This is a genomic window from Pseudomonas sp. TR47 (assembly GCF_044143025.1).
GTDB classification, from domain to species: domain Bacteria; phylum Pseudomonadota; class Gammaproteobacteria; order Pseudomonadales; family Pseudomonadaceae; genus Aquipseudomonas; species Aquipseudomonas putida_E.
Genome location: NZ_JBHFCS010000006.1, coordinates 249,086 through 270,998, shown reverse-complemented (window position 1 = coordinate 270,998; position 21,913 = coordinate 249,086). Strand labels below are relative to the sequence as shown.

General features: G+C 62.5%; 18 protein-coding genes. 11 read left to right on the top strand and 7 right to left on the bottom strand.

Features of this window, described 5'->3' with window-relative positions; genetic code table 11:
* Positions 1-217: 217 nt before the first annotated feature.
* The 3 genes from ACEWE8_RS09555 to cysB all read left to right on the top strand — a co-directional run bounded on the left by ACEWE8_RS09555 (position 218) and on the right by cysB (position 2,871).
* Entirely contained in the window at positions 218-1,165 is a 948-nt protein-coding gene (locus ACEWE8_RS09555) for a putative 2-dehydropantoate 2-reductase (protein ID WP_046787318.1), read from the top strand.
* A 104-nt stretch (positions 1,166-1,269) separates the two neighbouring features.
* Entirely contained in the window at positions 1,270-1,767 is a 498-nt protein-coding gene (locus ACEWE8_RS09550) for a universal stress protein (RefSeq protein ID WP_012313668.1), read from the top strand.
* Between the two features lie 129 nt (positions 1,768-1,896).
* Positions 1,897-2,871, top strand: a complete 975-nt coding sequence (gene cysB / locus ACEWE8_RS09545) for an HTH-type transcriptional regulator CysB (RefSeq protein WP_046787317.1) — start codon at positions 1,897-1,899, stop codon at positions 2,869-2,871.
* 103 nt (positions 2,872-2,974) lie between these two features.
* Here the strand turns inward: cysB and ACEWE8_RS09540 are convergent, their stop codons facing one another.
* The 5 genes from ACEWE8_RS09540 to ACEWE8_RS09520 form a co-directional block, all read right to left on the bottom strand.
* On the bottom strand, positions 2,975-3,709 hold the full coding sequence (locus ACEWE8_RS09540; RefSeq protein ID WP_046787316.1) for a phosphoadenylyl-sulfate reductase: 735 nt from the start codon (positions 3,707-3,709) through the stop codon (positions 2,975-2,977).
* Positions 3,710-3,828: 119 nt separating this feature from the next.
* On the bottom strand, positions 3,829-5,172 hold the full coding sequence (pabB, locus tag ACEWE8_RS09535; protein ID WP_046787315.1) for an aminodeoxychorismate synthase component I: 1,344 nt from the start codon (positions 5,170-5,172) through the stop codon (positions 3,829-3,831).
* Positions 5,173-5,302: 130 nt separating this feature from the next.
* Positions 5,303-6,283, bottom strand: a complete 981-nt coding sequence (locus tag ACEWE8_RS09530; RefSeq protein WP_046787314.1) for an alpha-L-glutamate ligase-like protein — start codon at positions 6,281-6,283, stop codon at positions 5,303-5,305.
* On the bottom strand, positions 6,283-7,818 hold the full coding sequence (locus ACEWE8_RS09525; protein ID WP_012313673.1) for an inactive transglutaminase family protein: 1,536 nt from the start codon (positions 7,816-7,818) through the stop codon (positions 6,283-6,285). Before ACEWE8_RS09525 ends, ACEWE8_RS09530 begins: the two co-directional genes overlap by 1 nt.
* A gap of 5 nt (positions 7,819-7,823) precedes the next feature.
* Complete coding sequence (locus tag ACEWE8_RS09520) at positions 7,824-8,360, bottom strand: ATP-dependent zinc protease (RefSeq protein WP_046787313.1); 537 nt, start codon at positions 8,358-8,360, stop codon at positions 7,824-7,826.
* A gap of 294 nt (positions 8,361-8,654) precedes the next feature.
* Here ACEWE8_RS09520 and ACEWE8_RS09515 point away from each other — a divergent pair, with 294 nt between their 5' ends.
* From ACEWE8_RS09515 to prpD, 6 genes are all read left to right on the top strand, one after another.
* Positions 8,655-9,359 carry a GntR family transcriptional regulator gene (locus ACEWE8_RS09515; protein ID WP_046787312.1) on the top strand — a complete coding sequence of 235 codons (705 nt, stop codon included), beginning with the start codon at positions 8,655-8,657 and terminating at the stop codon, positions 9,357-9,359.
* A gap of 8 nt (positions 9,360-9,367) precedes the next feature.
* The gene (gene prpB, locus ACEWE8_RS09510; RefSeq protein WP_012313676.1) at positions 9,368-10,258 is read left to right on the top strand and encodes a methylisocitrate lyase; all 891 of its coding nucleotides are present in this window, start codon (positions 9,368-9,370) and stop codon (positions 10,256-10,258) included.
* Positions 10,259-10,342: 84 nt separating this feature from the next.
* On the top strand, positions 10,343-11,470 hold the full coding sequence (gene prpC, locus ACEWE8_RS09505; protein ID WP_046787311.1) for a 2-methylcitrate synthase: 1,128 nt from the start codon (positions 10,343-10,345) through the stop codon (positions 11,468-11,470).
* Positions 11,471-11,570: 100 nt separating this feature from the next.
* Complete coding sequence (gene acnD, locus ACEWE8_RS09500) at positions 11,571-14,159, top strand: Fe/S-dependent 2-methylisocitrate dehydratase AcnD (protein WP_046787310.1); 2,589 nt, start codon at positions 11,571-11,573, stop codon at positions 14,157-14,159.
* A 139-nt stretch (positions 14,160-14,298) separates the two neighbouring features.
* Positions 14,299-15,489: a 2-methylaconitate cis-trans isomerase PrpF gene (prpF, locus tag ACEWE8_RS09495; RefSeq protein ID WP_046787363.1), complete on the top strand. Its 1,191-nt coding sequence runs from the start codon at positions 14,299-14,301 to the stop codon at positions 15,487-15,489.
* 138 nt (positions 15,490-15,627) lie between these two features.
* Positions 15,628-17,112: a 2-methylcitrate dehydratase gene (gene prpD / locus ACEWE8_RS09490; RefSeq protein WP_046787309.1), complete on the top strand. Its 1,485-nt coding sequence runs from the start codon at positions 15,628-15,630 to the stop codon at positions 17,110-17,112.
* Positions 17,113-17,175: 63 nt separating this feature from the next.
* On the opposite strand, the gene acnB is transcribed toward prpD, so the two are convergent.
* A complete protein-coding gene (gene acnB / locus ACEWE8_RS09485) occupies positions 17,176-19,785 on the bottom strand; it encodes a bifunctional aconitate hydratase 2/2-methylisocitrate dehydratase (protein ID WP_046787308.1) in 2,610 nt (869 codons plus the stop codon).
* Positions 19,786-20,190: 405 nt separating this feature from the next.
* Between acnB and ACEWE8_RS09480 the strand changes: the two genes are divergently transcribed.
* Complete coding sequence (locus ACEWE8_RS09480; protein ID WP_046787307.1) at positions 20,191-20,658, top strand: DUF1289 domain-containing protein; 468 nt, start codon at positions 20,191-20,193, stop codon at positions 20,656-20,658.
* Between the two features lie 68 nt (positions 20,659-20,726).
* Positions 20,727-21,488, top strand: coding sequence for a hypothetical protein (locus ACEWE8_RS09475; RefSeq protein WP_046787306.1), 762 nt, complete (start codon positions 20,727-20,729; stop codon positions 21,486-21,488).
* A 27-nt stretch (positions 21,489-21,515) separates the two neighbouring features.
* Here the strand turns inward: ACEWE8_RS09475 and queD are convergent, their stop codons facing one another.
* Positions 21,516-21,872 carry a 6-carboxytetrahydropterin synthase QueD gene (queD, locus tag ACEWE8_RS09470; RefSeq protein WP_012313684.1) on the bottom strand — a complete coding sequence of 119 codons (357 nt, stop codon included), beginning with the start codon at positions 21,870-21,872 and terminating at the stop codon, positions 21,516-21,518.
* Between the last annotated feature and the right edge of the window lie 41 nt (positions 21,873-21,913).

The following is a 21,913-nucleotide window of genomic DNA, read 5'->3' as shown; positions in this document are numbered from 1 at the left end:
TCACGGTGCCGGCCGCCAGCAATCCCCGTGCGGCCCAGCAGCAAGAATGTTCGCAGCGGGGAGCCGAACCTTAGCGCGTTACTGGGGGCGCGACAATGGGCTGCAACGCGCCTGTGCAGGGTTTTTCCCTGGTGCAACAGGCTTGTCCTGCTATTTGGGTGCGCAAAATGCCTCAACAGGTGTAGAAAAGCACACCGACATTTATCAGGAGATCAGCATGGACCCTCGCAAACCACGCATTGGCATTATTGGCAGTGGTGCCATCGGCGGCTTTTATGGCCTGATGCTGGCGCGGGCCGGGTTTGACGTGCATTTTTTGCTGCGCAGTGAATTTGCGCAGGTTCGGGAGCATGGCCTGAGGCTGGAAAGCGCCGTGCACGGCGACTGGCGCATGCCGGTGCAGGCTTATGCCAGCGCTGCCGACATGCCGCCGTGCGATTGGTTGCTGGTGGGTGCAAAGGCCACCAGCAATGGCGAATTGGCGCCGCTGATTGCGCAGGCATCGGCACCCGATGCCAAGGTGGTGCTGCTGCAGAACGGGTTGGGTGTCGAGGAGCAGTTGCGGCCAGCGTTGCCCGGCAATCTGCACCTGCTCGGTGGCTTGTGCTTTATCTGTGTCAACCGCGTGAGCCCTGGTGTGATACGCCATCAGGCGCTGGGTGCGGTCAACCTGGGCTATCACAGCGGGCCCGCCAGCGACGGGGGGCTGAGCATCGTAGAGGAGGGCGCCAGGCTGTTCCGCGCCGCGGGTATCGACTCCCAGGCCATGGACGACCTCGGTCAGGCTCGCTGGCAGAAGCTGGTGTGGAATGTCCCCTACAACGGCCTTTCGGTGTTGCTTGGTGCCAGTACCTTACCGCTGATGGCCGATGCCGACAGCCGTGAACTGGTTCGGGCGTTGATGGCTGAGGTGGTCCAGGCGGCCGCCGCCTGTGGTCACGAGCTGCCTGCCGGTTATGCCGAGCACTTGTTCCGGGTCACCGAGCAGATGCCCGACTACTGGCCGAGCATGTACCACGATCACGTCCAGCAGCGACCGCTGGAGCTTCAGGCTATCTATGCCGAGCCTCTGGCCCGGGCGCACGCTGCGGGGTGCAGCCTGCCGCGCATGCAGATGCTCTACCAGGCACTGGCCTTCGTCGATCGCGCCAATCGCGCCGGCTGAAACCTCTACAGCCCGCATTGGCAGTGCGCCGGGCGGCCGAGCGAGCGCCCGGCGCGCTGCTAAGCTGAAGCTTGCTCTGCCGCCACGGCAGTCGAGGAGGTCGAATGATCCGCTCCATGCTGTACGCCACCGACCTCGGTGTCTACGCCCCTTTTGTCATGCAGCATGCCTTGGCCCTGGCCCGCACGTTCGGCGCGGAACTGTATGTGATTCATGCCGTAGAACCCATGGGGCAGTTCGCCGAATCCCTCCTGCAAAGCTACCTCGATGAGCAGACGCTCGATGCGTTGCATAGCGAGGGCGTCAATACGGTGATGGCCAACATCGAGCAGCGTGTGCTGGAGAACTTTCGCGAGGAGCTGGGCGAGGACGCGGACCTGGCGGTGATCAAGGCGGTCCGGGTGCGCCAGGGTGATCCGGCGCAGGTCATCCTGGAACAGGCGCAACGTTTGAGCGTGGACTTGCTGATTTTCGGCAGCCACAGCGCCGGTGCTGGGGTAGATGTGCCGATTGGCCGAACGGCTGTGCGCTTGCTGCAGTTGTCTGCGGTGCCGGTGTACATGGTGCCGCTTTCGCAGCATCTCGGCCGTAGGAAAACGTGAAGCTGATGGTGGGCAGTTTCGGAGCGGCATGTAACAAAATAGTTCTAGTTTTATTTCGAGAACCACTAATATAGTTATATCCCGTCGCTGCCTGCTGCCGCTGACTTACCGCTGATTCGAGGGAAACCTATGAAGCTTCAACAACTGCGCTACATCTGGGAAGTGGCGCACCACGACCTCAACGTCTCCGCGACGGCGCAGAGTCTGTACACCTCTCAGCCGGGGATCAGCAAACAAATCCGCCTGCTCGAGGATGAACTGGGTGTTGAAGTCTTTGCCCGCAGCGGCAAGCATCTGACCCGTGTCACTCCGGCAGGTGAGCGCATCATCAACACCGCTGGTGAAATCCTGCGCAAGGTCGAAAGCATCAAGCAGATCGCCCAGGAATTCTCCAACGAGAAGAAGGGTACGCTGTCCATCGCTACCACCCATACCCAGGCTCGCTATGCGCTGCCGCCGGTCATCAGCAGCTTCATCAAGCAGTACCCGGAAGTCGCCCTGCATATGCATCAGGGTTCACCCATGCAGATTGCCGAGATGGCTGCGGACGGTACCGTCGACTTTGCCATTGCCACCGAGGCGCTGGAGCTGTTCGGCGACCTGATCATGATGCCGTGCTACAAGTGGAACCGCTGCGTGGTGGTGCCGCAGGGTCACCCGCTGGCCAAATTGCCGAAGCTGACGCTGGAAGCTGTAGCCGAATACCCGATCGTCACCTATGTATTCGGGTTCACTGGCCGCTCCAAGCTGGATGAGGCCTTCAATCACCGCGGCCTGACGCCGAAGGTGGTGTTCACTGCTGCTGACGCCGACGTGATCAAGACTTACGTGCGCTTGGGGCTGGGCGTGGGCATCGTGGCCAAGATGGCGGTGGACAGCAAGCTGGACAGCGACCTGGTGGCGCTTGATGCCAGTGAGCTGTTCGAGGCCAGCATCACCAAGATCGGCTTCCGCCGCGGCACCTTCCTGCGCGGCTTCATGTGCGACTTCATTGAGAAATTTGCGCCGCACCTGACGCGTGAAGTGATGGCCAAGGCGATCCAGTGCCACAACAAGCAGGAACTCGAAGAGCTGTTTGCCGGTGTCGAGTTGCCGGTGCACTGAAAAAGCAGCTTCAAGCTTCAAGAAAGAGCAGAAAGAGCAGCCCATGTGGGCTGCTCTTTCTTCTTGGGACTTGCAGATTATAGCTTGAGGCTTGCAGCTGCCTTCAGGCCTTGCTGATCAGGTTGCCGGCGTGCAGCCCGCATTCCTTCTGGGTCGACTCTTCCCACCACCAGCGGCCTTCACGTTCGTGCTGGTTCGGCAGTACCGGGCGGGTGCAGGGCTCGCAACCAATGCTGATGAAGCCGCGCTCGTGCAGGCTGTTGTACGGTAGCTCGAGCATTCGGATGTAGCCCCAGACTTCCGCGCTGGTCATCTGCGCCAGCGGGTTGAATTTGTACAGGGTGCGTTCCGCTGTGGAGAACGCGCTGTCGATTTCCAGTGCTGCCACCTGGCTGCGGGTGCCTGGGCTCTGGTCGCGGCGCTGGCCGGTGGCCCAGGCGCTGACAGTGGCGAGCTTGCGCCGCAGTGGCTCGATCTTGCGGATGCCACAGCACTCGCCATGGCCGTCCTTGTAGAAACTGAACAGGCCCTTTTCCTGAACGAACGGGTCGAGTTTGGCACGGTCCGGGCTGAGGATCTCGATTGGCAGGCTGTACTGCTCACGCACCTGGTCGATGAACCGGTAAGTCTCAGGGTGCAGGCGGCCGGTGTCGAGGCTGAACACCTTGACCTGCTTGTTCAGCTTCCAGGCCATGTCGACCAGCACCACATCCTCGGCACCGCTGAAAGAAATCCACAGGTCGTCGCCGAAGTGCTCGAAGGCGAGCTTGAGAATGTCCTGCGGGGATTTGCTGGCGTAGGTCGCGGCCAGGGCGGCGACGTCGAAGGGTTGGCTCATCAGGCGGTTTCCATCTTGGCTGTGGCGCTGTGCGCTCGTAATGAGGTGATGGTAACAAAAAATGGCAGGCTAGACGCTGTGCCTGCACCGGCCCTGGGCCGGCGCAGGCAAACACTGGGTCACAGGCTCTGCAAGGTCTCCATCAATACCCGTACCTTGGCGATCGATTCTTCGTATTCCGATTGCCAGTCGGAGTCCGCCACCACCGCGCCGCCGCCCCAGCAGCTGACCTGCCCATCCTTGACCAGCAGGCTGCGAATGGCGATGGAACTGTCCATTTCACCGCGCACATCCACGTACAGCAAGGACCCGCAATACAGCGCGCGGCGGCTGGGCTCCAGCTCGTCGATGATCTGCATGGCGCGAATCTTGGGGGCGCCGGTGATCGAGCCGCCTGGGAAGCTGTCGCCGATCAGGTCCAGGGCGTCCTTGTCGGTGGCCAGTTGCCCGGTGACGCTGCTGACCAGATGGTGCACGTTGGGGTAGCTTTCCAGGCTGAACAGCTCTGGCACCTTCACCGAACCGACCTGGCAAGTGCGGCCCAGGTCGTTACGCAGCAGGTCCACGATCATCAGGTTTTCCGAGCGGTCCTTGGGGCTGTGGCGCAGCGCCTCGGCATTGCGGGCGTCTTCTGCCGGGTCGGCAGAGCGCGGGCGGGTGCCCTTGATCGGGCGGGTCTCCACTTGCCCCTGGCTGACGCAGATGAAGCGTTCTGGAGAAAAGCTCAGCAGTGCGCTGCCGTCGGCCAGTTGCTGGTAGCCAGAGAACGGCGTCGGGCAGGCCTTGCGCAAGGCCTGGTAGGCGCGCCAGGGGTCGCCCTGGCAAGGTGCGCGGAAGCGTTGGGTCAGGTTGATCTGGTAGCAATCGCCGGCCTGAATGTAGCGCTGTACCTGATCGAATGCTGCCTCGTATTGCCCTGGGTGCAAATCACCCGTCATGGCGGCGAGCAGGCGGAAATCGCCGCTTGCAGCGTTGTCGGTGTCTTCAAACAAGGCGATGAGGCGCTCGCGCTCGTCATCAGCCAGCTGGGGGTGGAACACCAGTTGGCTGGTGTCATGCTGGTGGTCGGTCACCAGCGCCCAGCCATACAACCCAAGCTGGGCGTCGGGCAGGCCGAGGTCATCCGTGGCGAGGCAGGGCAGGTGCTCCAGGCGTCGGCCGAAGTCGTAGCTGAGGTAGCCGATCAGGCCGCCGGCAAATGGCAGCTCGACACCACCTGGCAACTGCGCAGGGCCCAGTTGTTTCAGGCTGGCGCGCAGCCGTTGCAGGAAGGCCCGGCCATCTTCGTCGGGCAGTACCTGCAAGTGTTGCAGCGGCCAGGCGCTGAGCAGGTCGAAGCGGCCGCGCTCGGCGCCTGGGCGGGCGCTGTCGAGCAGGATCGCCCCGGGCGCCTGGCGCAGGCGGGCGAAGTACGCGGCGGGGTCGGGCTGATAGGGCAGGGGGTAGAGCGTACAGGTCGGCATCAGTGTGGACGGCGATGTAAAAGCGAGGAGGGCGATTGTAGACCTGCGCAGGAAATGCGCCTAGCGCCAGTGTGACTTTAGGCAGTGGGTTGAAGCCATCGCCGGCTTGCCGGCGATGGGGGCAGAGCTATCAGCCCGGATGCACGTGCCCGAACAGGCTTTGCGCGACCCGGACACGCTGTTCGGCATCCTCGGTCACACCGTCCTTGGCCAGCGCCTCGATGTGCGCCTCGATGGCATGGGTGCGTTGGGTCAGCCCGGTGTCGTTGGCGATCTGGATGTTCAGGCCAGGGCGGGCATTGAGTTCGAGAATCAATGGCCCCTTGTCCTGGTCCAGCACCATGTCCACACCGATGTAGCCCAGGCCGCACAGCTCATAGCAGCCGGCTGCCAGCTTCATGAAGCCGTCCCAGTTCGGCAGCTGTACGCCATCCACCGCATTGGTGGTGTCCGGGTGCTTGCTGATGATGTTGTTCAGCCAGGTACCGCGAAGGGTCACTCCGGTGGCCAGGTCCACACCTACGCCGATGGCGCCCTGGTGCAGGTTGGCCTTGCCGCCGGACTGGCGGGTCGGCAGGCGCAGCATGGCCATTACCGGGTAGCCCATCAGCACGATGATGCGGATGTCCGGCACGCCCTCGTAGCTGATGCTCTTGAAGATCTGGTCGGGGGTTACCCGGTACTCGATCAGCGCGCGGTCGCGGTGCCCGCCGAGCGAGTACAGGCCGGTCAGGATGCTGGAGACCTGATGCTCGATCTCTTCATGGCTGATGATCTTGCCGGAAACGGTGCGGTAGCGGTCCTCGAAGCGGTCGGCAATCACCAGGATGCCGTCACCGCCGGCCCCCTGGGCCGGCTTGATGACGAAGTCGTTGCGCCCGCCGATGATCTCGTGAAGCTTGTCGATCTGCTTCTCGGTCTCGATGATGCCGTACATTTCAGGCACGTGAATGCCCGCTGCCAGCGCACGCTCCTTGGTGATGATCTTGTCGTCGACGATCGGGTACAGGTTGCGCTTGTTGTACTTGAGCACATAGTCGGCATTGCGCCGGTTGATACCCATGATGCCCCGGGTCTCCAGGGCTTTCCACGTCTTGATCAGGCCAAACATCAGGCGTCAGCCTTCTTCAGGAATGCCTTGAAGCGCACCAGCTCGGTCAGGCGGTAGCCGCGGTAGCGACCCATCGCCAGCATGAAGCCCACCAGGATCAGCAGTACCGCCGGGAAGGTGAAGACGAAGTACACCAGCTCCGGCACCATCATCAGCAGGTGGGCAAGCGACGCTGCGAACAGGGTGCCGATCGCCACTTTCATGGCATGACCGCCGCCACGTTCTTCCCAGGTGATCGACAGGCGCTCGATGGTCATGGTCAGGATCACCATCGGGAACAGCGCTACCGACAGGCCGCGTTCCAGCCCCAGCTTGTGGCTGAACAGGCTGATGGCGGCAATCAATACCACGACGAAGGTCAGTACCACCGAGAGGCGCGGCAGCATCTGCAGCTTGAGGTGCTCCAGGTAGGAGCGCAGCGACAAGCCCAATGCGGTGATCACGGTGAACAGCACGATGCCGAAGCCCAGCTGGGTCTCGCGGAACGCCAGGGCGATCAGTACCGGTGTGAACGTGCCCAGGGTCTGGATGCCGATCAGGTTGCGCAGGACCAGGATCACCAGCACGCCGATCGGGATCATCACCATGATCATGAAGGTCTGCTGGGTCTGCAGCGGCAGGCCGTACAGCGAGTACTCGAGGAAGTCGGCGTCGGTGTTCTCGTCGGTCAGCTTGGCCAGGCGGATGGCGTTCATCTCGCTGTTGTTCATGCTGAAAGTGACGTTGGCTTTCTTGCCGCCATCGACGGTGACCAGGTTGTCATCGCCGGTCCACCACAGCAGGCGGTCGCTGGGCAGGCCCTGCTCACCGGTGTCCGGGTTGAAGTACAGCCAGTCGCTGCCGTTGAAGCTGCGCAGCCAGAGCTCGGGGGACTGCGGCGTATCGGCCACCAGGCGGATGGTATGGACCTTTTCCATCGGTACATGCGCGATCGACAGCAGCAGGTCGATGACCTGGGCCTTCTTCATGGGCGAGGTATCGCCGGCCAGCAGCAGCTTGACGTTGTCGTCGTTGAGGTTGTTGACCCGCTTGATGGTTTCGCTGACGAAGGTCTCGACGTCCGCCGAGTGCTGGCGGATCGGCGCCATCAGGGCTTCGGCGGCGATCTTCTCGGGGCCTTCTACGGCAAGGCTGTCACGGAAGGTCGGGCCTTTGATGGCGGCCTTTTCGCTGCTGTAGCGCTTGGTCAGCACCAGGCGGTAATAGAGGGTCTGGTTGCCGCTGGCGCGGCGGGCCGACCAGGTTACCTTGCGGTTGCCATCGGCGCGGTTGACGCTGACCCCGTAGTTGTTGGAGATGAAGCTCTCGTTGAGGCTGACATAGTCGCGGTTCAGCGGCGGTACGAACATTTGTACCTTGACCGGGTCCTTGCTGCTGGCGACGAACTCGACCTTGGCGTCGATGTTCCAAAGGTCGTCGGTTTCGTCTTCGGTCACCGGGATGCCGAGGAAGAAGATCTGATAGGCCGTGACCGCCACGCCCAACAGCACCAGTACGGTGATCAGGACTTTCAGATGGAGGGTAAGAGAGCGCATCGGGATTACTCTGCTTTGGGAGCGTCGGTGGCACAGGCAGGTTTGCCGGCCGCGTATTTAAGGCTTGGGTCGACCAGCGCGTCGAAGTGCTTGAGCGCCTCGGAACCGATCAGCAGCGGGAACTGGAACGCGCTGCGGTCGGTGAGGTTGACTTCGATGGTGCGCAGGGCCTGGCCCATGCAGATTTCGAGTTCGATGACCGGGCGGGCGGTATAGGCCTTGCCCGATTCGGCATCATAGTCGCCTGCGCGGCGCTTGATCTTGCTGACCCGCGCCAACGGGCGTTCGATGGGGTGCGAATGGGCGGCATCTATCGCCAGGTAGAAACGCACCCAGCTCTCGCCGTCGCGCTTGAAGCGCTTGATGTCGCGGGCACTCAGGGATGCGGTCTTGGCGCCGGTGTCGAGTTTGGCGGCCACTTCCAGGTCGAGGTCCCCGAGGCGGGCGTATTCGTTAAGACCGTACACGGTCTTGCCCGCCGCCTGGCCAAGGGCCGGCAGCAGGGTGAGGCATGACAGCAATAAAACGGGTGTAAGTCTCATAGTCCTGGCGCGGTGCTGTGCAAGGTTCGGGGCAAGGCGACTGGCAGGTACTGCGCAAGCTTCCTCGGTTCGTCTGTCAACAACATGAATGGATGACAGAAACGCTATCCATACTCCGTTGGAGGCGCGGCATTCTATCACGCCGATGCCTTGGCGCCAGCGCGTCGCGATCTGACAACGCCATCACTCACTAAGTTCGCGCTCAGACAATTGTCGACAATGTTCATTTTCTCTTTGACTGAATGGGCTTGCTTCGCTAGTTTCTCCTCAATGGCTTATCAAGGTGTCAACAATATGCTGGACCTCATTACCCCCAGCCCTTCAGCGCCGGATGAAACGGAAACCTTGTCCGAGCATGTCTTCCGGCGCATCCAGGCCGCGATCGTCAAGGGGGAAATAGCCCCGGGCAGCAAAATCTCCGAGCCGGAGCTGGCGCGCACCTATGGCATCAGCCGTGGCCCGCTGCGTGAGGCCATCCATCGTCTGGAGGGCCAGCGCCTGCTGGTGCGGGTGCCACATGTAGGTGCGCGCGTGGTGTCGCTCAACCATGCCGAGCTGATCGAGCTGTACGAAATCCGTGAGTCGCTGGAGGGCATGGCTTGCCGCCTGGCGGCCGAGCGCATGAGCCAAGGCGATATCGACGAGTTGCGCCGGGTGCTGGACACCCACGAACGCGACGCGGCGTTCCAGGCGGGGGTGGGTTACTACCAGCAGGAAGGCGATTACGACTTCCATTACCGGATCATCCAGGGCAGCGGCAACCAGACCCTGGTCAAGATGCTCTGCGGCGAGCTGTACCAGCTGGTGCGCATGTACCGCATCCAGTTTTCCGCCACGCCCAACCGCCCGCGCCAGGCCTTCGCCGAACACCACCGCATCCTCGATGCCATCGCCGATCGTGACGGCGAGCTGGCCGAACTCCTGATGCGCCGCCACATCGGCGCGTCCAAACGCAATATCGAGCGCCACTACCTGGACGCCAACAACAATAGCCTTTGAGGTGAGAAATGACTGTGAAGAGCACCCCTGGTCAGCGTTTTCGCGATGCCGTTGCCGCCGAACATCCACTGCAGGTGGTCGGCGCCATCAACGCCAACCATGCGCTGCTGGCCAAGCGCGCCGGCTTCAAGGCCATCTACCTGTCCGGTGGCGGTGTCGCCGCCGGTTCGCTGGGCTTGCCGGACCTGGGCATCACCGGTCTTGATGACGTGCTGACCGATGTGCGGCGCATCACCGACGTCTGCGACCTGCCATTGCTGGTAGATGTCGACACCGGCTTCGGTGCCTCGGCCTTCAACGTTGCGCGCACGGTGCGTTCGATGAGCAAGTTCGGTGCCGCCGCCATCCATATCGAAGACCAGGTAGGCGCCAAGCGCTGCGGCCACCGGCCGAACAAGGAAATCGTCTCCCAGCAGGAGATGGTCGACCGCATCAAGGCTGCGGTCGATGCCCGTACCGATGACAGCTTCGTGATCATGGCACGTACCGATGCCCTGGCTGTGGAAGGCCTGAACGCAGCGCTGGACCGCGCCGCCGCCTGCATCGAGGCCGGCGCCGACATGATTTTCCCTGAGGCCATTACCGAACTGCAGATGTACAAGACCTTCGCCGACCGGGTGAAGGCGCCGATCCTGGCCAACATCACCGAGTTCGGTGCCACGCCGCTGTTCACCACCCAAGAGCTGGCTGGCGTGGACGTGTCGTTGGTGCTCTACCCGCTGTCGGCGTTCCGCGCCATGAACAAGGCGGCCGAGAATGTCTACACCGCGCTGCGTCGCGACGGCACGCAGAAAAACGTGATCGACACCATGCAGACCCGCATGGAGCTCTACGATGCCATTGGCTACCACGCATTCGAGCAGAGCCTCGATGCCTTGTTTGCGCAGAAAAAAGGTTGAGCCAATGCCGGCGATAGGGCCGGTACAGGCACCCTGATTTAGCCAGAACGATATCCATAACAAATTCAAGAAAGGAGAAACACCATGGCCGAAGCAAAAGTACTCGGTGGCGCAGGCCTGCGTGGCCAGGTGGCCGGCCAGACCGCTCTGTCGACCGTCGGCCAGGCCGGCGCCGGCCTGACTTACCGGGGTTATGATGTGCGCGACCTGGCAGCAGGCGCCGAATTCGAAGAAGTGGCCTACCTGCTGCTATACGGCGAGTTGCCCAGCAAGGCAGAACTTGCCGATTACAAACACAAGCTCAAGGGCCTGCGCGACCTGCCGCAGGCGCTGAAAGAAGTGCTCGAGCGCATCCCGCGCGACGCGCACCCGATGGACGTCATGCGCACCGGCTGCTCGGTGCTGGGTACGCTGGAGCCGGAGTTGACCTTCGACGCCCAACACGACAAGACCGACCGCCTGCTGGCGCTGTTCCCGGCGGTGATGTGCTATTGGTACCGCTTCACCCACCATGGCGTACGTATCGACTGCACCAGCGATGAAGACACCCTGGGCGGGCATTTCCTGCACCTGCTGCACGGCAAGAAGCCGAGCGAGCTGCATGTCAAGGTAATGAACGTTTCGCTGATCCTGTATGCAGAGCACGAGTTCAACGCATCGACCTTCACCGCCCGGGTCTGCGCCTCGACGCTATCGGACCTGTACTCCTGCATCACCGCGGCCATCGGCTCGCTTCGCGGCCCACTGCATGGCGGTGCCAACGAGGCGGCGATGGAGCTGATCGAGCGCTTCCAGAACCCGCAGGAAGCCACTGCAGAGTTGCTGCGCATGCTCGAGCGCAAGGACAAGATCATGGGCTTTGGCCATGCCATCTACAAAGAGTCCGATCCGCGCAACGAGGTGATCAAGGGTTGGTCGAAGCAGCTGGCCGACGCAGTCGGTGACAAGGTGCTGTTCCCGGTCTCAGAAGCCATCGACAAGACCATGTGGGAGCAGAAGCGTCTGTTCCCCAACGCCGATTTCTACCATGCCTCGGCGTATCACTTCATGGGCATCCCGACCAAGCTGTTCACCCCGATATTTGTCTGCTCGCGCCTGACCGGCTGGGCAGCGCACGTGTTCGAACAGCGCGCCAACAACCGCATCATCCGCCCGAGCGCCGAGTATGTCGGCGTCGAGCAGCGCCAGTTCGTGCCAATCGAGCAGCGCTGAAACAACAGGCCCTATAGCGACCCTGTGGGAGCTGGCTCCCACAGTGATTGCAGGGCCTGTGCGTTCATCCACGACCGTACCGTGACCGAGCCGATATTCTATGAACACTGCATACCGCAAAGCCCTGCCAGGCACTGACCTGGACTATTTCGATGCCCGTGCCGCGGTTGAGGCCATCAAGCCCGGTGCCTACGACAACCTGCCTTACACCTCGCGCGTGCTCGCCGAAAACCTGGTGCGCCGCTGCGACCCTGCAACCCTGAACGCCTCGCTCGGCCAGCTGATCGAACGCAAGCGCGACCTCGACTTCCCGTGGTTCCCGGCGCGCGTGGTGTGCCACGACATCCTCGGCCAGACCGCGCTGGTCGACCTCGCCGGCCTGCGTGACGCCATCGCCGAGAAAGGTGGCGACCCGGCGGCAGTCAACCCGGTCGTGCCGGTGCAACTGATCGTCGATCACTCGCTGGCCGTCGAGTGCGGTGGTTTCGACCCGCAGGCCTTTGACAAGAACCGCGCCATTGAAGACCGTCGCAACGAAGACCGCTTCCATTTCATCAACTGGACCAAGAAGGCGTTCAAGAACGTCGATGTGATCCAGCCCGGTAACGGCATCATGCACCAGATCAATCTGGAGAAAATGTCGCCGGTGATCCACAGCGATCGCGGTGTGGCCTACCCGGATACCTGCGTGGGCACCGACAGCCATACCCCGCATGTCGACGCGCTGGGCGTGATCGCCATCGGCGTCGGCGGCCTGGAAGCTGAAAATGTCATGCTGGGCCGTGCCTCGTGGATGCGCCTGCCGGAAATTGTCGGCGTGGAGCTGCGCGGCAAGCTGGCGCCCAACATCACCGCCACCGACCTGGTGCTGGCCTTGACCGAGTTCCTGCGCAAGCAGAAGGTGGTTGGCGCCTACCTCGAGTTCTACGGCGAAGGTGCACGCGCCCTGACGCTCGGTGACCGTGCGACCATCTCCAACATGGCGCCGGAATATGGTGCAACCGCTGCGATGTTCGCCATCGACCAGCAGACCATCGACTACCTGAAGCTGACCGGCCGTGAAGATCAGCAGGTTAAACTGGTGGAAACCTACGCCAAGGCCACGGGCTTGTGGGCTGACGCGTTGGCCACGGCCGAATACGAACGCGTGCTGAACTTCGACCTGTCGAGCGTGGTGCGCAACATGGCCGGGCCGTCCAACCCGCATGCCCGGGTTGCCACCAGTGAGTTGGCAGCCAAGGGCATCGCCGGCGCCTGGGATGAGGTGCCGGGGCAGATGCCTGACGGCGCAGTGATCATCGCTGCGATTACCAGTTGCACCAACACCAGCAACCCGCGCAACGTGATCGCCGCTGGCCTGCTGGCGCGCAATGCCAACAAGCTCGGCCTGGCGCGCAAGCCGTGGGTCAAGTCGTCGCTCGCGCCCGGCTCCAAGGCCGTGCAGCTGTACCTGGAGGAAGCGGGGCTGGAGAAGGAGCTGGAGCAACTGGGCTTCGGTATCGTCGCCTTCGCCTGCACCACCTGCAACGGCATGTCCGGTGCTTTGGACCCGGTGATCCAGCAGGAAATCATCGACCGTGACCTCTACGCGACGGCGGTGCTCTCGGGCAACCGCAACTTCGATGGGCGCATCCACCCGTACGCCAAGCAGGCATTTCTCGCTTCGCCGCCGCTGGTGGTGGCCTATGCCATTGCCGGTACCATCCGCTTCGACATCGAGAAGGATGTACTGGGCGTAGTCGATGGTCAGGAAATCCGCCTCAAGGACATCTGGCCAAGCGACGAAGAGATCGACGCGGTGGTGCGCGCTGCGGTCAAGCCGGAGCAGTTCCGCAAGGTCTACATCCCGATGTTCGCTATCGAGCAAGACCGTGGGCCGAAAGTGGCGCCGCTTTACGAGTGGCGCCCGATGAGTACCTATATCCGCCGCCCGCCCTACTGGGAAGGCGCCCTGGCCGGTGAGCGCACGTTGCGCGGCATGCGTCCGTTGGCGGTGCTGCCCGACAACATCACCACCGACCACCTGTCACCTTCCAATGCCATCCTGCTCGACAGCGCGGCGGGTGAATACCTGGCCAAGATGGGCCTGCCGGAGGAGGACTTCAACTCCTACGCCACGCACCGCGGCGACCACCTGACGGCGCAGCGTGCCACCTTCGCCAACCCCAAGCTGTTCAACGAGATGGTGCGCAAACCCGATGGCAGCGTGCAGCAGGGTTCGCTGGCGCGCCTGGAGCCGGAGGGCAAGGTGACCCGGATGTGGGAAGCCATCGAAACCTACATGCAGCGCAAGCAGCCGCTGATCATCGTTGCCGGTGCCGACTATGGGCAAGGCTCGTCCCGCGACTGGGCGGCCAAGGGCGTGCGGCTGGCGGGCGTCGAGGCGATCGTGGCCGAAGGCTTCGAGCGCATTCACCGCACCAACCTGGTGGGCATGGGCGTGTTGCCGCTCGAATTCCTGCCGGGCACCGACCGCAAGACCCTGGGCCTGGATGGCAGCGAGACCTATGACGTGGCAGGTGAGCGCAAGCCGCGTGCAACCCTGACGCTGGTGGTCACGCGCAGCAATGGCGAACGGGTCGAGGTACCGGTGACCTGCCGGCTCGATACCGCCGAAGAGGTGTCGATCTACGAGGCGGGCGGGGTATTGCAGCGCTTCGCCCAGGATTTCCTCGAAGCCACCGCCTGAGCTTGAAAAGCGGGGCCGCAACGCGGCCCTTTCGCGACGCAAGGCCGCTCCTACCGGGGCTGTAGGAGCGGCCTTGCGTCGCGAAGGGCTGCAAAGCAGCCCCAAGGGTATTTCGCCGGACTATCAGGACAGCACAACCATGGCACACGCACCACAAATCAAGATCCCCGCCACCTACATCCGCGGCGGCACCAGCAAAGGCGTGTTCTTCCGCCTGCAAGACCTCCCTGAACGAGCCCAAGTCCCAGGGCCGGCCCGTGACGCACTGCTCCTGCGGGTCATCGGTAGCCCCGACCCCTACGCCAAGCAGATCGACGGCATGGGCGGCGCCACCTCAAGCACCAGCAAGACCGTGATCCTTTCACCTAGCACCAAGCCCGAGCACGACGTCGACTACCTGTTCGGCCAGGTAGCCATCGACAAGGCCTTCGTCGACTGGAGCGGCAACTGCGGCAACCTGTCTGCTGCTGTCGGCTCGTTCGCCATCAGCAGTGGCTTGGTCGAGCCGTCGCGCATCCCGCGTAATGGCATTGCCACCGTGCGTATCTGGCAGGTCAATATCGGCAAGACCATCATCGCTCATGTGCCGATCACCGAGGGCGAAGTGCAGGAAACCGGCGACTTCGAACTCGACGGTGTGACGTTCCCGGCGGCTGAGGTGCAGCTGGAGTTCCTTGAACCGGCGGCCGATGAGGGCGAAGGCGGCGGGGCGATGTTCCCTACCGGCAATCTGGTGGATGACCTGGAGGTGCCCGGTGTCGGTACCTTCAAAGCCACTTTGATCAACGCGGGGATCCCGACCATTTTCGTCAATGCCGACGATGTCGGCTATGCCGGTACCGAGCTGCAGGATGCGATCAACGGCGATGCCCAGGCGCTGACGCGTTTCGAGGCGATCCGTGCCCATGGCGCCGTGCGCATGGGGCTGATCGAGCATGTCGACCAGGCGGCCGGGCGTCAGCACACGCCGAAGGTGGCTTTCGTTGCGCCGCCAAGCACCTACACTGCGTCCAGTGGCAAGGCTGTCGAGGCGGCTGACATCGACCTGCTGGTGCGTGCACTTTCCATGGGCAAGTTGCACCACGCGATGATGGGTACTGCTGCGGTGGCCATCGGTACCGCTGCTGCCATTCCAGGTACGTTGGTCAACCTCGCTGCTGGCGGGGGCGAGCGCAGTGCCGTGCGCTTCGGCCATCCCTCCGGCACCTTGCGGGTCGGGGCTCAGGCCAGCCAGGTGGATGGTGAGTGGACGGTCACCAAGGCAATCATGAGTCGTAGTGCCCGGGTGTTGATGGAAGGCTGGGTAAGGGTGCCTGGCGACAGCTTCTGACGCACCATTGGCGCTTGGCTTTGAACCAGCAGGGCCGCTGCGCGGCCCGTCGCTGGCAATCCGGTTCCTGCATTGACCGTGTGGGAGCCGGTTCACCGGCGATGGGCTGCGTAGCAGCCCCAATCAAAGGAGCTGCAAATGAGCGCCAACGTGGACCTGAACGAGCGTCCTGACTACGACGGGGTGCTGCAAACCCTTGCCGATTACGTTCTCACCTACCGCGTCGAATCCCCCGAGGCGCTGGACACCGCGCGCAATTGCCTGATGGACACCTTGGGCTGCGGCCTGTTGGCCCTGCGCTTTCCAGAGTGCACCAAGCACCTCGGCCCGCTGGTGGAGGGAACAGTGGTGCCTAATGGCGCCCGGGTGCCCGGCACCAGCTACCGGCTCGACCCGGTCAAGGCCGCCTGGGATATCGGCTGCACCGTGCGTTGGCTGGATTACAACGACACCTGGCTTGCCGCCGAGTGGGCCCACCCTTCCGATAACCTTGGGGGGATCCTCGCGGTGGCCGATCACCTGTCGCAAAAGCAGGTAGCCAAAGGTGAAGGCCCTCTGCTCATGCGTGAAGTGCTCGAGGCGATGGTCATGGCCCATGAGATCCAGGGTGTGCTGGCGCTGGAAAACGCCTTCAATCGTGTCGGCCTCGACCACGTGCTGTTGGTCAAGGTGGCCTCCACGGCCGTGTGCGCCAAGCTGATGGGGGCCAACCGTGAACAATTGCTCTCGGCCTTGTCCCATGCCTTTGTCGATGGCCAGGCTTTACGCACCTACCGCCATGCACCCAACGCTGGCTCGCGCAAGTCGTGGGCCGCCGGCGATGCTTCGAGCCGTGGTGTGCGCCTGGCCGATATCGCGCTGCGTGGCGAGATGGGGGTACCCGGGGTGCTGACCGCGCCGCAGTGGGGCTTTTATGACGTGTCGTTCAGCCATACCAACAATGACCTGGCGCTCAAGCCGTCTGCCCAGCAGACGCTGCGGGTACCGCAGGCGTTGGCCAGCTACGTGATGGAGAACGTGTTGTTCAAGGTCAGTTTCCCGGCCGAGTTCCACGCCCAGACTGCCTGCGAAGCCGCGGTCAGCCTGCACCCGCAAGTGCGCAACCGCCTGCACGAAGTCGACCGTATCGTCATCACCACCCAGGAATCGGCCATTCGCATCATCTCCAAGGTCGGCCCGCTGGCCAATGCTGCCGATCGCGACCACTGCCTGCAGTACATGGTGGCGGTGCCGCTTATATTCGGCCATCTGGTGGCCGAGCATTACGAAGATGCCTTCCACTCCGCCCACCCGAGCATCGACCGTCTGCGCGAAAAGATGGAGGTGGTCGAGGACCCTCGTTTCAGCCGTGAATACCTGGAGCCGGACAAACGCTCGATCGCCAATGGCTTGCAGGTGTTCTTCAAGGATGGCAGCAGTACCGAGCAGGTGGTGGTGGAGTACCCGGTCGGGCACCGGCGCCGGCGCGGCGAGGGCATCCCTTTGCTGGAGGCCAAGTTCAGGGACAACCTGGCGACGCGGTTTGCGCCCCAGCGTTGCCTGGAGATTTTCGAGCTGTGCGAGGATCAGCAGCGGCTGGAGGTAACGGCGGTGCACCGGTTTGTGGATTTGTTCGTGATCTGAGGCGAGCAAAAGCAAAAAACCCCGGCATTGATGCCGGGGTTTTTTCTTGTAGCGTACCGCTGATTACGCTTGAACAACCGGGATCTTGGCGTTGGCCGCAGCTTCGCGGAACTCGGCGATCTGGTCGAAGCTCAGGTAGCGGTAAACGTCGGCAGCCATGCTGTCGATGTCTTTCGCGTACTGCATGTACTCCTCGACGGTCGGCAGCTTGCCGATGATCGATGCGACAGCAGCCAGCTCGGCCGATGCCAGGTAGACGTTGGTGGCGTCGCCCAGGCGGTTCGGGAAGTTACGGGTCGACGTGGAGACCACGGTCGAACCGGTCTGCACACGTGCCTGGTTACCCATGCACAGCGAGCAGCCTGGCATTTCCATGCGCGCACCGGCCTTGCCGTAGATGCCGTAGTAGCCTTCTTCGGTCAGCTGGTGGGCGTCCATCTTGGTTGGCGGAGCCAGCCACAGACGAGTCGGAATACCGCCCTTGACCTTTTCCAGCAGCTTGCCGGCAGCGCGGAAGTGACCAATGTTGGTCATGCACGAACCGATGAACACTTCGTCGATCTTCTCGCCCTGTACCGACGACAGCAGGCGGGCGTCATCCGGGTCGTTCGGCGCGCAGAGCACAGGCTCCTTGACGTCGGCCAGGTCGATTTCGATGATTTCGGCGTATTCGGCATCGGCGTCAGCCGACAGCAGCTCAGGCTTGGCCAGCCAGGCTTCCATGGCCTGGGCGCGACGCTCCAGGGTGCGGGCATCGCCGTAGCCTTCGCCGATCATCCAGCGCAGCAGGGTGATGTTCGACTTCAGGTACTCGGCGATGGCCTTTTCCGGCAGCTTGATGGTGCAGCCGGCAGCGGAACGCTCGGCCGAGGCGTCGGACAGTTCGAACGCTTGCTCGACGGTCAGTTCGTCCAGGCCTTCGATTTCCAGGATGCGGCCGGAGAAGGCGTTTTTCTTGCCTTTCTTCTCGACGGTCAGCAGGCCCTGCTGGATGGCGTAGTAAGGGATGGCATGCACCAGGTCACGCAGGGTGATGCCTGGCTGCAGTTTGCCCTTGAAGCGCACCAGGATCGACTCTGGCATGTCCAGCGGCATGACGCCGGTGGCGGCGGCGAAGGCCACCAGGCCGGAACCGGCCGGGAACGAGATGCCGATCGGGAAACGGGTGTGCGAGTCACCACCGGTACCGACGGTGTCAGGCATCAGCATGCGGTTCAGCCAGCTGTGGATGATGCCGTCGCCTGGGCGCAGCGACACGCCGCCACGGGTGCGGATGAAGTCTGGCAGGGTGTGGTGGGTAGTGACGTCGATCGGCTTCGGATAGGCCGCGGTGTGGCAGAACGACTGCATCACCAGGTCAGCGGAGAAGCCCAGGCACGCCAGGTCTTTGAGCTCATCGCGGGTCATCGGGCCAGTGGTGTCCTGGGAGCCGACGGTGGTCATCTTCGGCTCGCAGTAAGCACCTGGGCGCACGCCCTGGCCTTCGGGCAGGCCGCAGGCACGGCCGACCATTTTCTGAGCCAGGGTGAAGCCCTTGCCGGAATCGGCAGGCTGCTCTGGCTTCTTGAACAGGTCGGATGCACCCAGGCCCAGCTCGGTACGGGCTTTTTCGGTCAGGCCACGGCCGACGATCAGCGGGATACGGCCGCCAGCGCGGACTTCATCCAGCAGTACTTCGGTTTTCAGCTCGAAGCTGGTGACCAGCTCGTCGCTGTCGTGACGGCGTACTTCACCTTTGTACGGGTAGACGTCGATGACGTCGCCCATGCCCAGGTTGGTGCAGTCGAATTCGATCGGCAGGGCACCGGCGTCTTCCATGGTGTTGTAGAAGATCGGGGCGATCTTGGTGCCGAAGCAGAAGCCACCGGCGCGCTTGTTCGGCACGTACGGGATGTCGTCGCCGAAGAACCACAGCACCGAGTTGGTGGCGGATTTGCGCGAAGAACCGGTACCGACCACGTCACCGACGTAGGCGACCGGGAAGCCTTTGGCCTTGACCGCTTCGATTTGCGCCAGCGGGCCGACCGAGCCCGGCTGCTGCGGCTCGATGCCGTCGCGGGCCATTTTCAGCATGGCCAGGGCGTGCAGCGGGATGTCAGGGCGCGACCAGGCGTCCGGGGCAGGGGACAGGTCGTCAGTGTTGGTTTCGCCGGGCACCTTGAACACGGTCAGGGTGTACTTGTCGGCGATGGCCGGACGCGAGGTGAACCACTCGCCGGCAGCCCAGGATTCCAGCACGGCCTTGGCGTGAGCGTTGCCCGCCTTGGCTTTTTCGGCCACGTCGTGGAAGGCATCGAACATCAGCAGGGTGTGCTTGAGCTTTTCGGCCGCGACGGCGCCCAGTTCGGCGTCATCCAGCAGCGCGACCAGCGTTTCGATGTTGTAGCCGCCCTGCATGGTGCCCAGCAGCTCGGTGGCGTGCTTGCGGTCGATCAGTGGCGAGTTGGCTTCACCCTTGGCCACGGCAGACAGGAAAGCGGCCTTGACGTAGGCAGCTTCGTCGACTCCTGGTGGAACGCGGTGGGTGATCAGGTCTACGAGGAAGGCTTCTTCGCCGGCCGGCGGGTTTTTCAGCAGCTCGACCAGGCCTGCGGTTTGTTCGGCGTTCAGCGGCTGGGGCACGATACCCAGGGCGGCACGCTCTTCGATGTGTTTGCGGTAGGCTTCAAGCACAGTTATTACCCTCATCAGTGGTCCCTAAAGGGAGTCCGGGACGCTCATCCAGCATTCTCTGCACCCATGCGCCATCACGGCTTCTTGGGCCGCCCAGCCAGGGTCGCAGAGAATCCTTACAGAAGCTGCTTTCAAAGTTTTACGCCTGCAGAACGGGGGCTGATGAGGGCTGGCGCGGGCATGCGAGGGGTGCATGGCCCGGGCCAACGCCGTTCTACCGGATCAACTGTGCTCGTGACGCTTTGAAAACAGCTTCCAACGGACATTGTTGCCTTGAAAAGGCGGGATGATTCTACGGCAAATTGTCGCAGAAGGTAAGGCGGCGAACATGACTTTAACGAGTGACCCTGGTTAGACAAAGGGCTAACATGGGCCTGTGTTCCACCGCCAAGCCGTTGTTTTTCCATGCCCAACCAGTCCATCAAGACCCCTTGCGTCGGCCTTTGCTCCACGGTGTATGGAGACACGGTGTGCCGTGGCTGCAAGCGTTTCCATCACGAAGTCATCCACTGGAACGCTTACGACGACGATCACAAGCGTGCCGTTTTGCTGCGCCTGGAACAGTTGCTGGTACAGGTGATGATGGCCAAGCTGGAAGTGTTCGATACGAACCTGCTGCGTCAGCAGCTGCAGCAGCGCTCCATCCGCTTTGTCGAGCAGCAGTCTGAGTATTGTTGGGCGTATCAGCTGATTGCACGCGGTGCCCGCCTGATTCGCGACCTGGAAGCGTACGGGATGGCGTTGCTGCCCGAGTTTCGGGACTGGGAGCTGCCGCAGTTGCGCGATGCCATCGACCGCGAATTCTTTTTGTTGTCCGAGGCGCATTACCAGCGCTATATCGCGCCGGGGTTCCTGCGTACCGAACTGAGGTAAGCCTTCTTCCTGCCCCCTGCCTTGAAAAGGCGCCACTGTGCGTTTTTTATCGAGCGTAGGGAGTTTGGATGATGGCGGAGCTTTGTTTTGAACCGCTGCTGAGTTTTACCGCGACATGCCGCTGGCAATTGCTGGATGCACCATTGCGGGCCGCCCAGATTGACGATGATGAAATCACCCGGCCGTTCTGGGTCGAATTCGATGACTGGAACGGTGACGATGGTTGGCTGATGACCAGCCTGGACTACGGCGAGGAAATGTTGCAATCGCTCCTGATTGACTCGCTCTGGGGGCGCGAGGCTCGTAAGCGTGCGTTTTGTGACGCTTTCTGGTTTGGTGTCTATCGACTTGCAACGGGCTTCGTTTACGAGATCCGCCCGGCATATGAGGGCAATAACGTCGACCGTTGGCCTTCACTGGAATACTGGCTCGACGTCAGTCGGAACGGTTATCTGGGCTTTTACCCGGCGCGTTCGGATGCCGGTGTGTGCAAGGACGACCCCGCCAGACTGGCGTTGCGAGACCCCTTCGGGACATCCGTGGTGCTACCCGCCGACCCGCCTGTCGATCTGGAGACGGCACTGTACAAGCTGACCGCCGGGCGGCGAACGCCACTGTGGCATATCCCTGGCCTGGATCCACAGGAGTTGCAAGAAGGGCAAGTGCTGTTGAACCTGAAGCTCTATAGCGCAGACGGTCGGCAAGTGAGGCGACGGGTGGAGCGGGTTGCATACCTCAACAACCGTCGAGGCGAGCGTGGCCAGTTCAGCCTGCAGGTGTCTAACCCTTGTGTGCCGCCTCACCCTCGTCCGCTCGTTGCCAAGGCTTGACCCCGTGCTCGTGTAGCGCAGCGCCAGTCAATCGCCGCTGTATTCGCAGCCGCTGGTGCAGGTTTCATGAATACGCACCTTGGACAGCTCCGGCAGCAGCGGCTTGACCTGCTCCCAGATCCACTTGGCGATGACCTCGCTGGTGGGGTTTTCCAGGCCTGGAATATCGTTGAGGTAGTTGTGGTCCAACTGCTCGTAGATCGGCTTGAAGATCGCCTTGATTTCGGAAAAGTCGCGGATCCAGCCGGTATGCGGGTCAAGCGGGCCGGTCAGATGCAGGCCGACCTTGAACGAGTGGCCATGCAGGCGGCCGCATTTGTGCCCGGCCGGGACGTTAGGCAGGCGGTGGGCCGATTCGAAGGTAAATTCCTTAAAGATTTCCACGGTCAGAACTCTGTGTGTATCGAAGATGCGCGCAGTCTACC

Excerpts from the sequence above, each read along its gene's own strand:
- ACEWE8_RS09550 (WP_012313668.1), top strand. The coding sequence starts at position 1,270 with ATGATCCGCTCCATGCTGTACGCCACCGACCTCGGTGTCTACGCCCCT.
- acnD (WP_046787310.1), top strand. The coding sequence starts at position 11,571 with ATGAACACTGCATACCGCAAAGCCCTGCCAGGCACTGACCTGGACTAT.
- ACEWE8_RS09540 (WP_046787316.1), bottom strand. The coding sequence starts at position 3,709 with ATGAGCCAACCCTTCGACGTCGCCGCCCTGGCCGCGACCTACGCCAGC.
- ACEWE8_RS09480 (WP_046787307.1), top strand. The coding sequence starts at position 20,191 with ATGCCCAACCAGTCCATCAAGACCCCTTGCGTCGGCCTTTGCTCCACG.
- ACEWE8_RS09515 (WP_046787312.1), top strand. The coding sequence starts at position 8,655 with ATGCTGGACCTCATTACCCCCAGCCCTTCAGCGCCGGATGAAACGGAA.
- prpB (WP_012313676.1), top strand. The coding sequence starts at position 9,368 with ATGACTGTGAAGAGCACCCCTGGTCAGCGTTTTCGCGATGCCGTTGCC.
- prpC (WP_046787311.1), top strand. The coding sequence starts at position 10,343 with ATGGCCGAAGCAAAAGTACTCGGTGGCGCAGGCCTGCGTGGCCAGGTG.
- ACEWE8_RS09520 (WP_046787313.1), bottom strand. The coding sequence starts at position 8,360 with ATGAGACTTACACCCGTTTTATTGCTGTCATGCCTCACCCTGCTGCCG.
- prpD (WP_046787309.1), top strand. The coding sequence starts at position 15,628 with ATGAGCGCCAACGTGGACCTGAACGAGCGTCCTGACTACGACGGGGTG.
- ACEWE8_RS09525 (WP_012313673.1), bottom strand. The coding sequence starts at position 7,818 with ATGCGCTCTCTTACCCTCCATCTGAAAGTCCTGATCACCGTACTGGTG.
- ACEWE8_RS09555 (WP_046787318.1), top strand. The coding sequence starts at position 218 with ATGGACCCTCGCAAACCACGCATTGGCATTATTGGCAGTGGTGCCATC.
- ACEWE8_RS09475 (WP_046787306.1), top strand. The coding sequence starts at position 20,727 with ATGATGGCGGAGCTTTGTTTTGAACCGCTGCTGAGTTTTACCGCGACA.
- pabB (WP_046787315.1), bottom strand. The coding sequence starts at position 5,172 with ATGCCGACCTGTACGCTCTACCCCCTGCCCTATCAGCCCGACCCCGCC.
- ACEWE8_RS09530 (WP_046787314.1), bottom strand. The coding sequence starts at position 6,283 with ATGTTTGGCCTGATCAAGACGTGGAAAGCCCTGGAGACCCGGGGCATC.
- prpF (WP_046787363.1), top strand. The coding sequence starts at position 14,299 with ATGGCACACGCACCACAAATCAAGATCCCCGCCACCTACATCCGCGGC.
- cysB (WP_046787317.1), top strand. The coding sequence starts at position 1,897 with ATGAAGCTTCAACAACTGCGCTACATCTGGGAAGTGGCGCACCACGAC.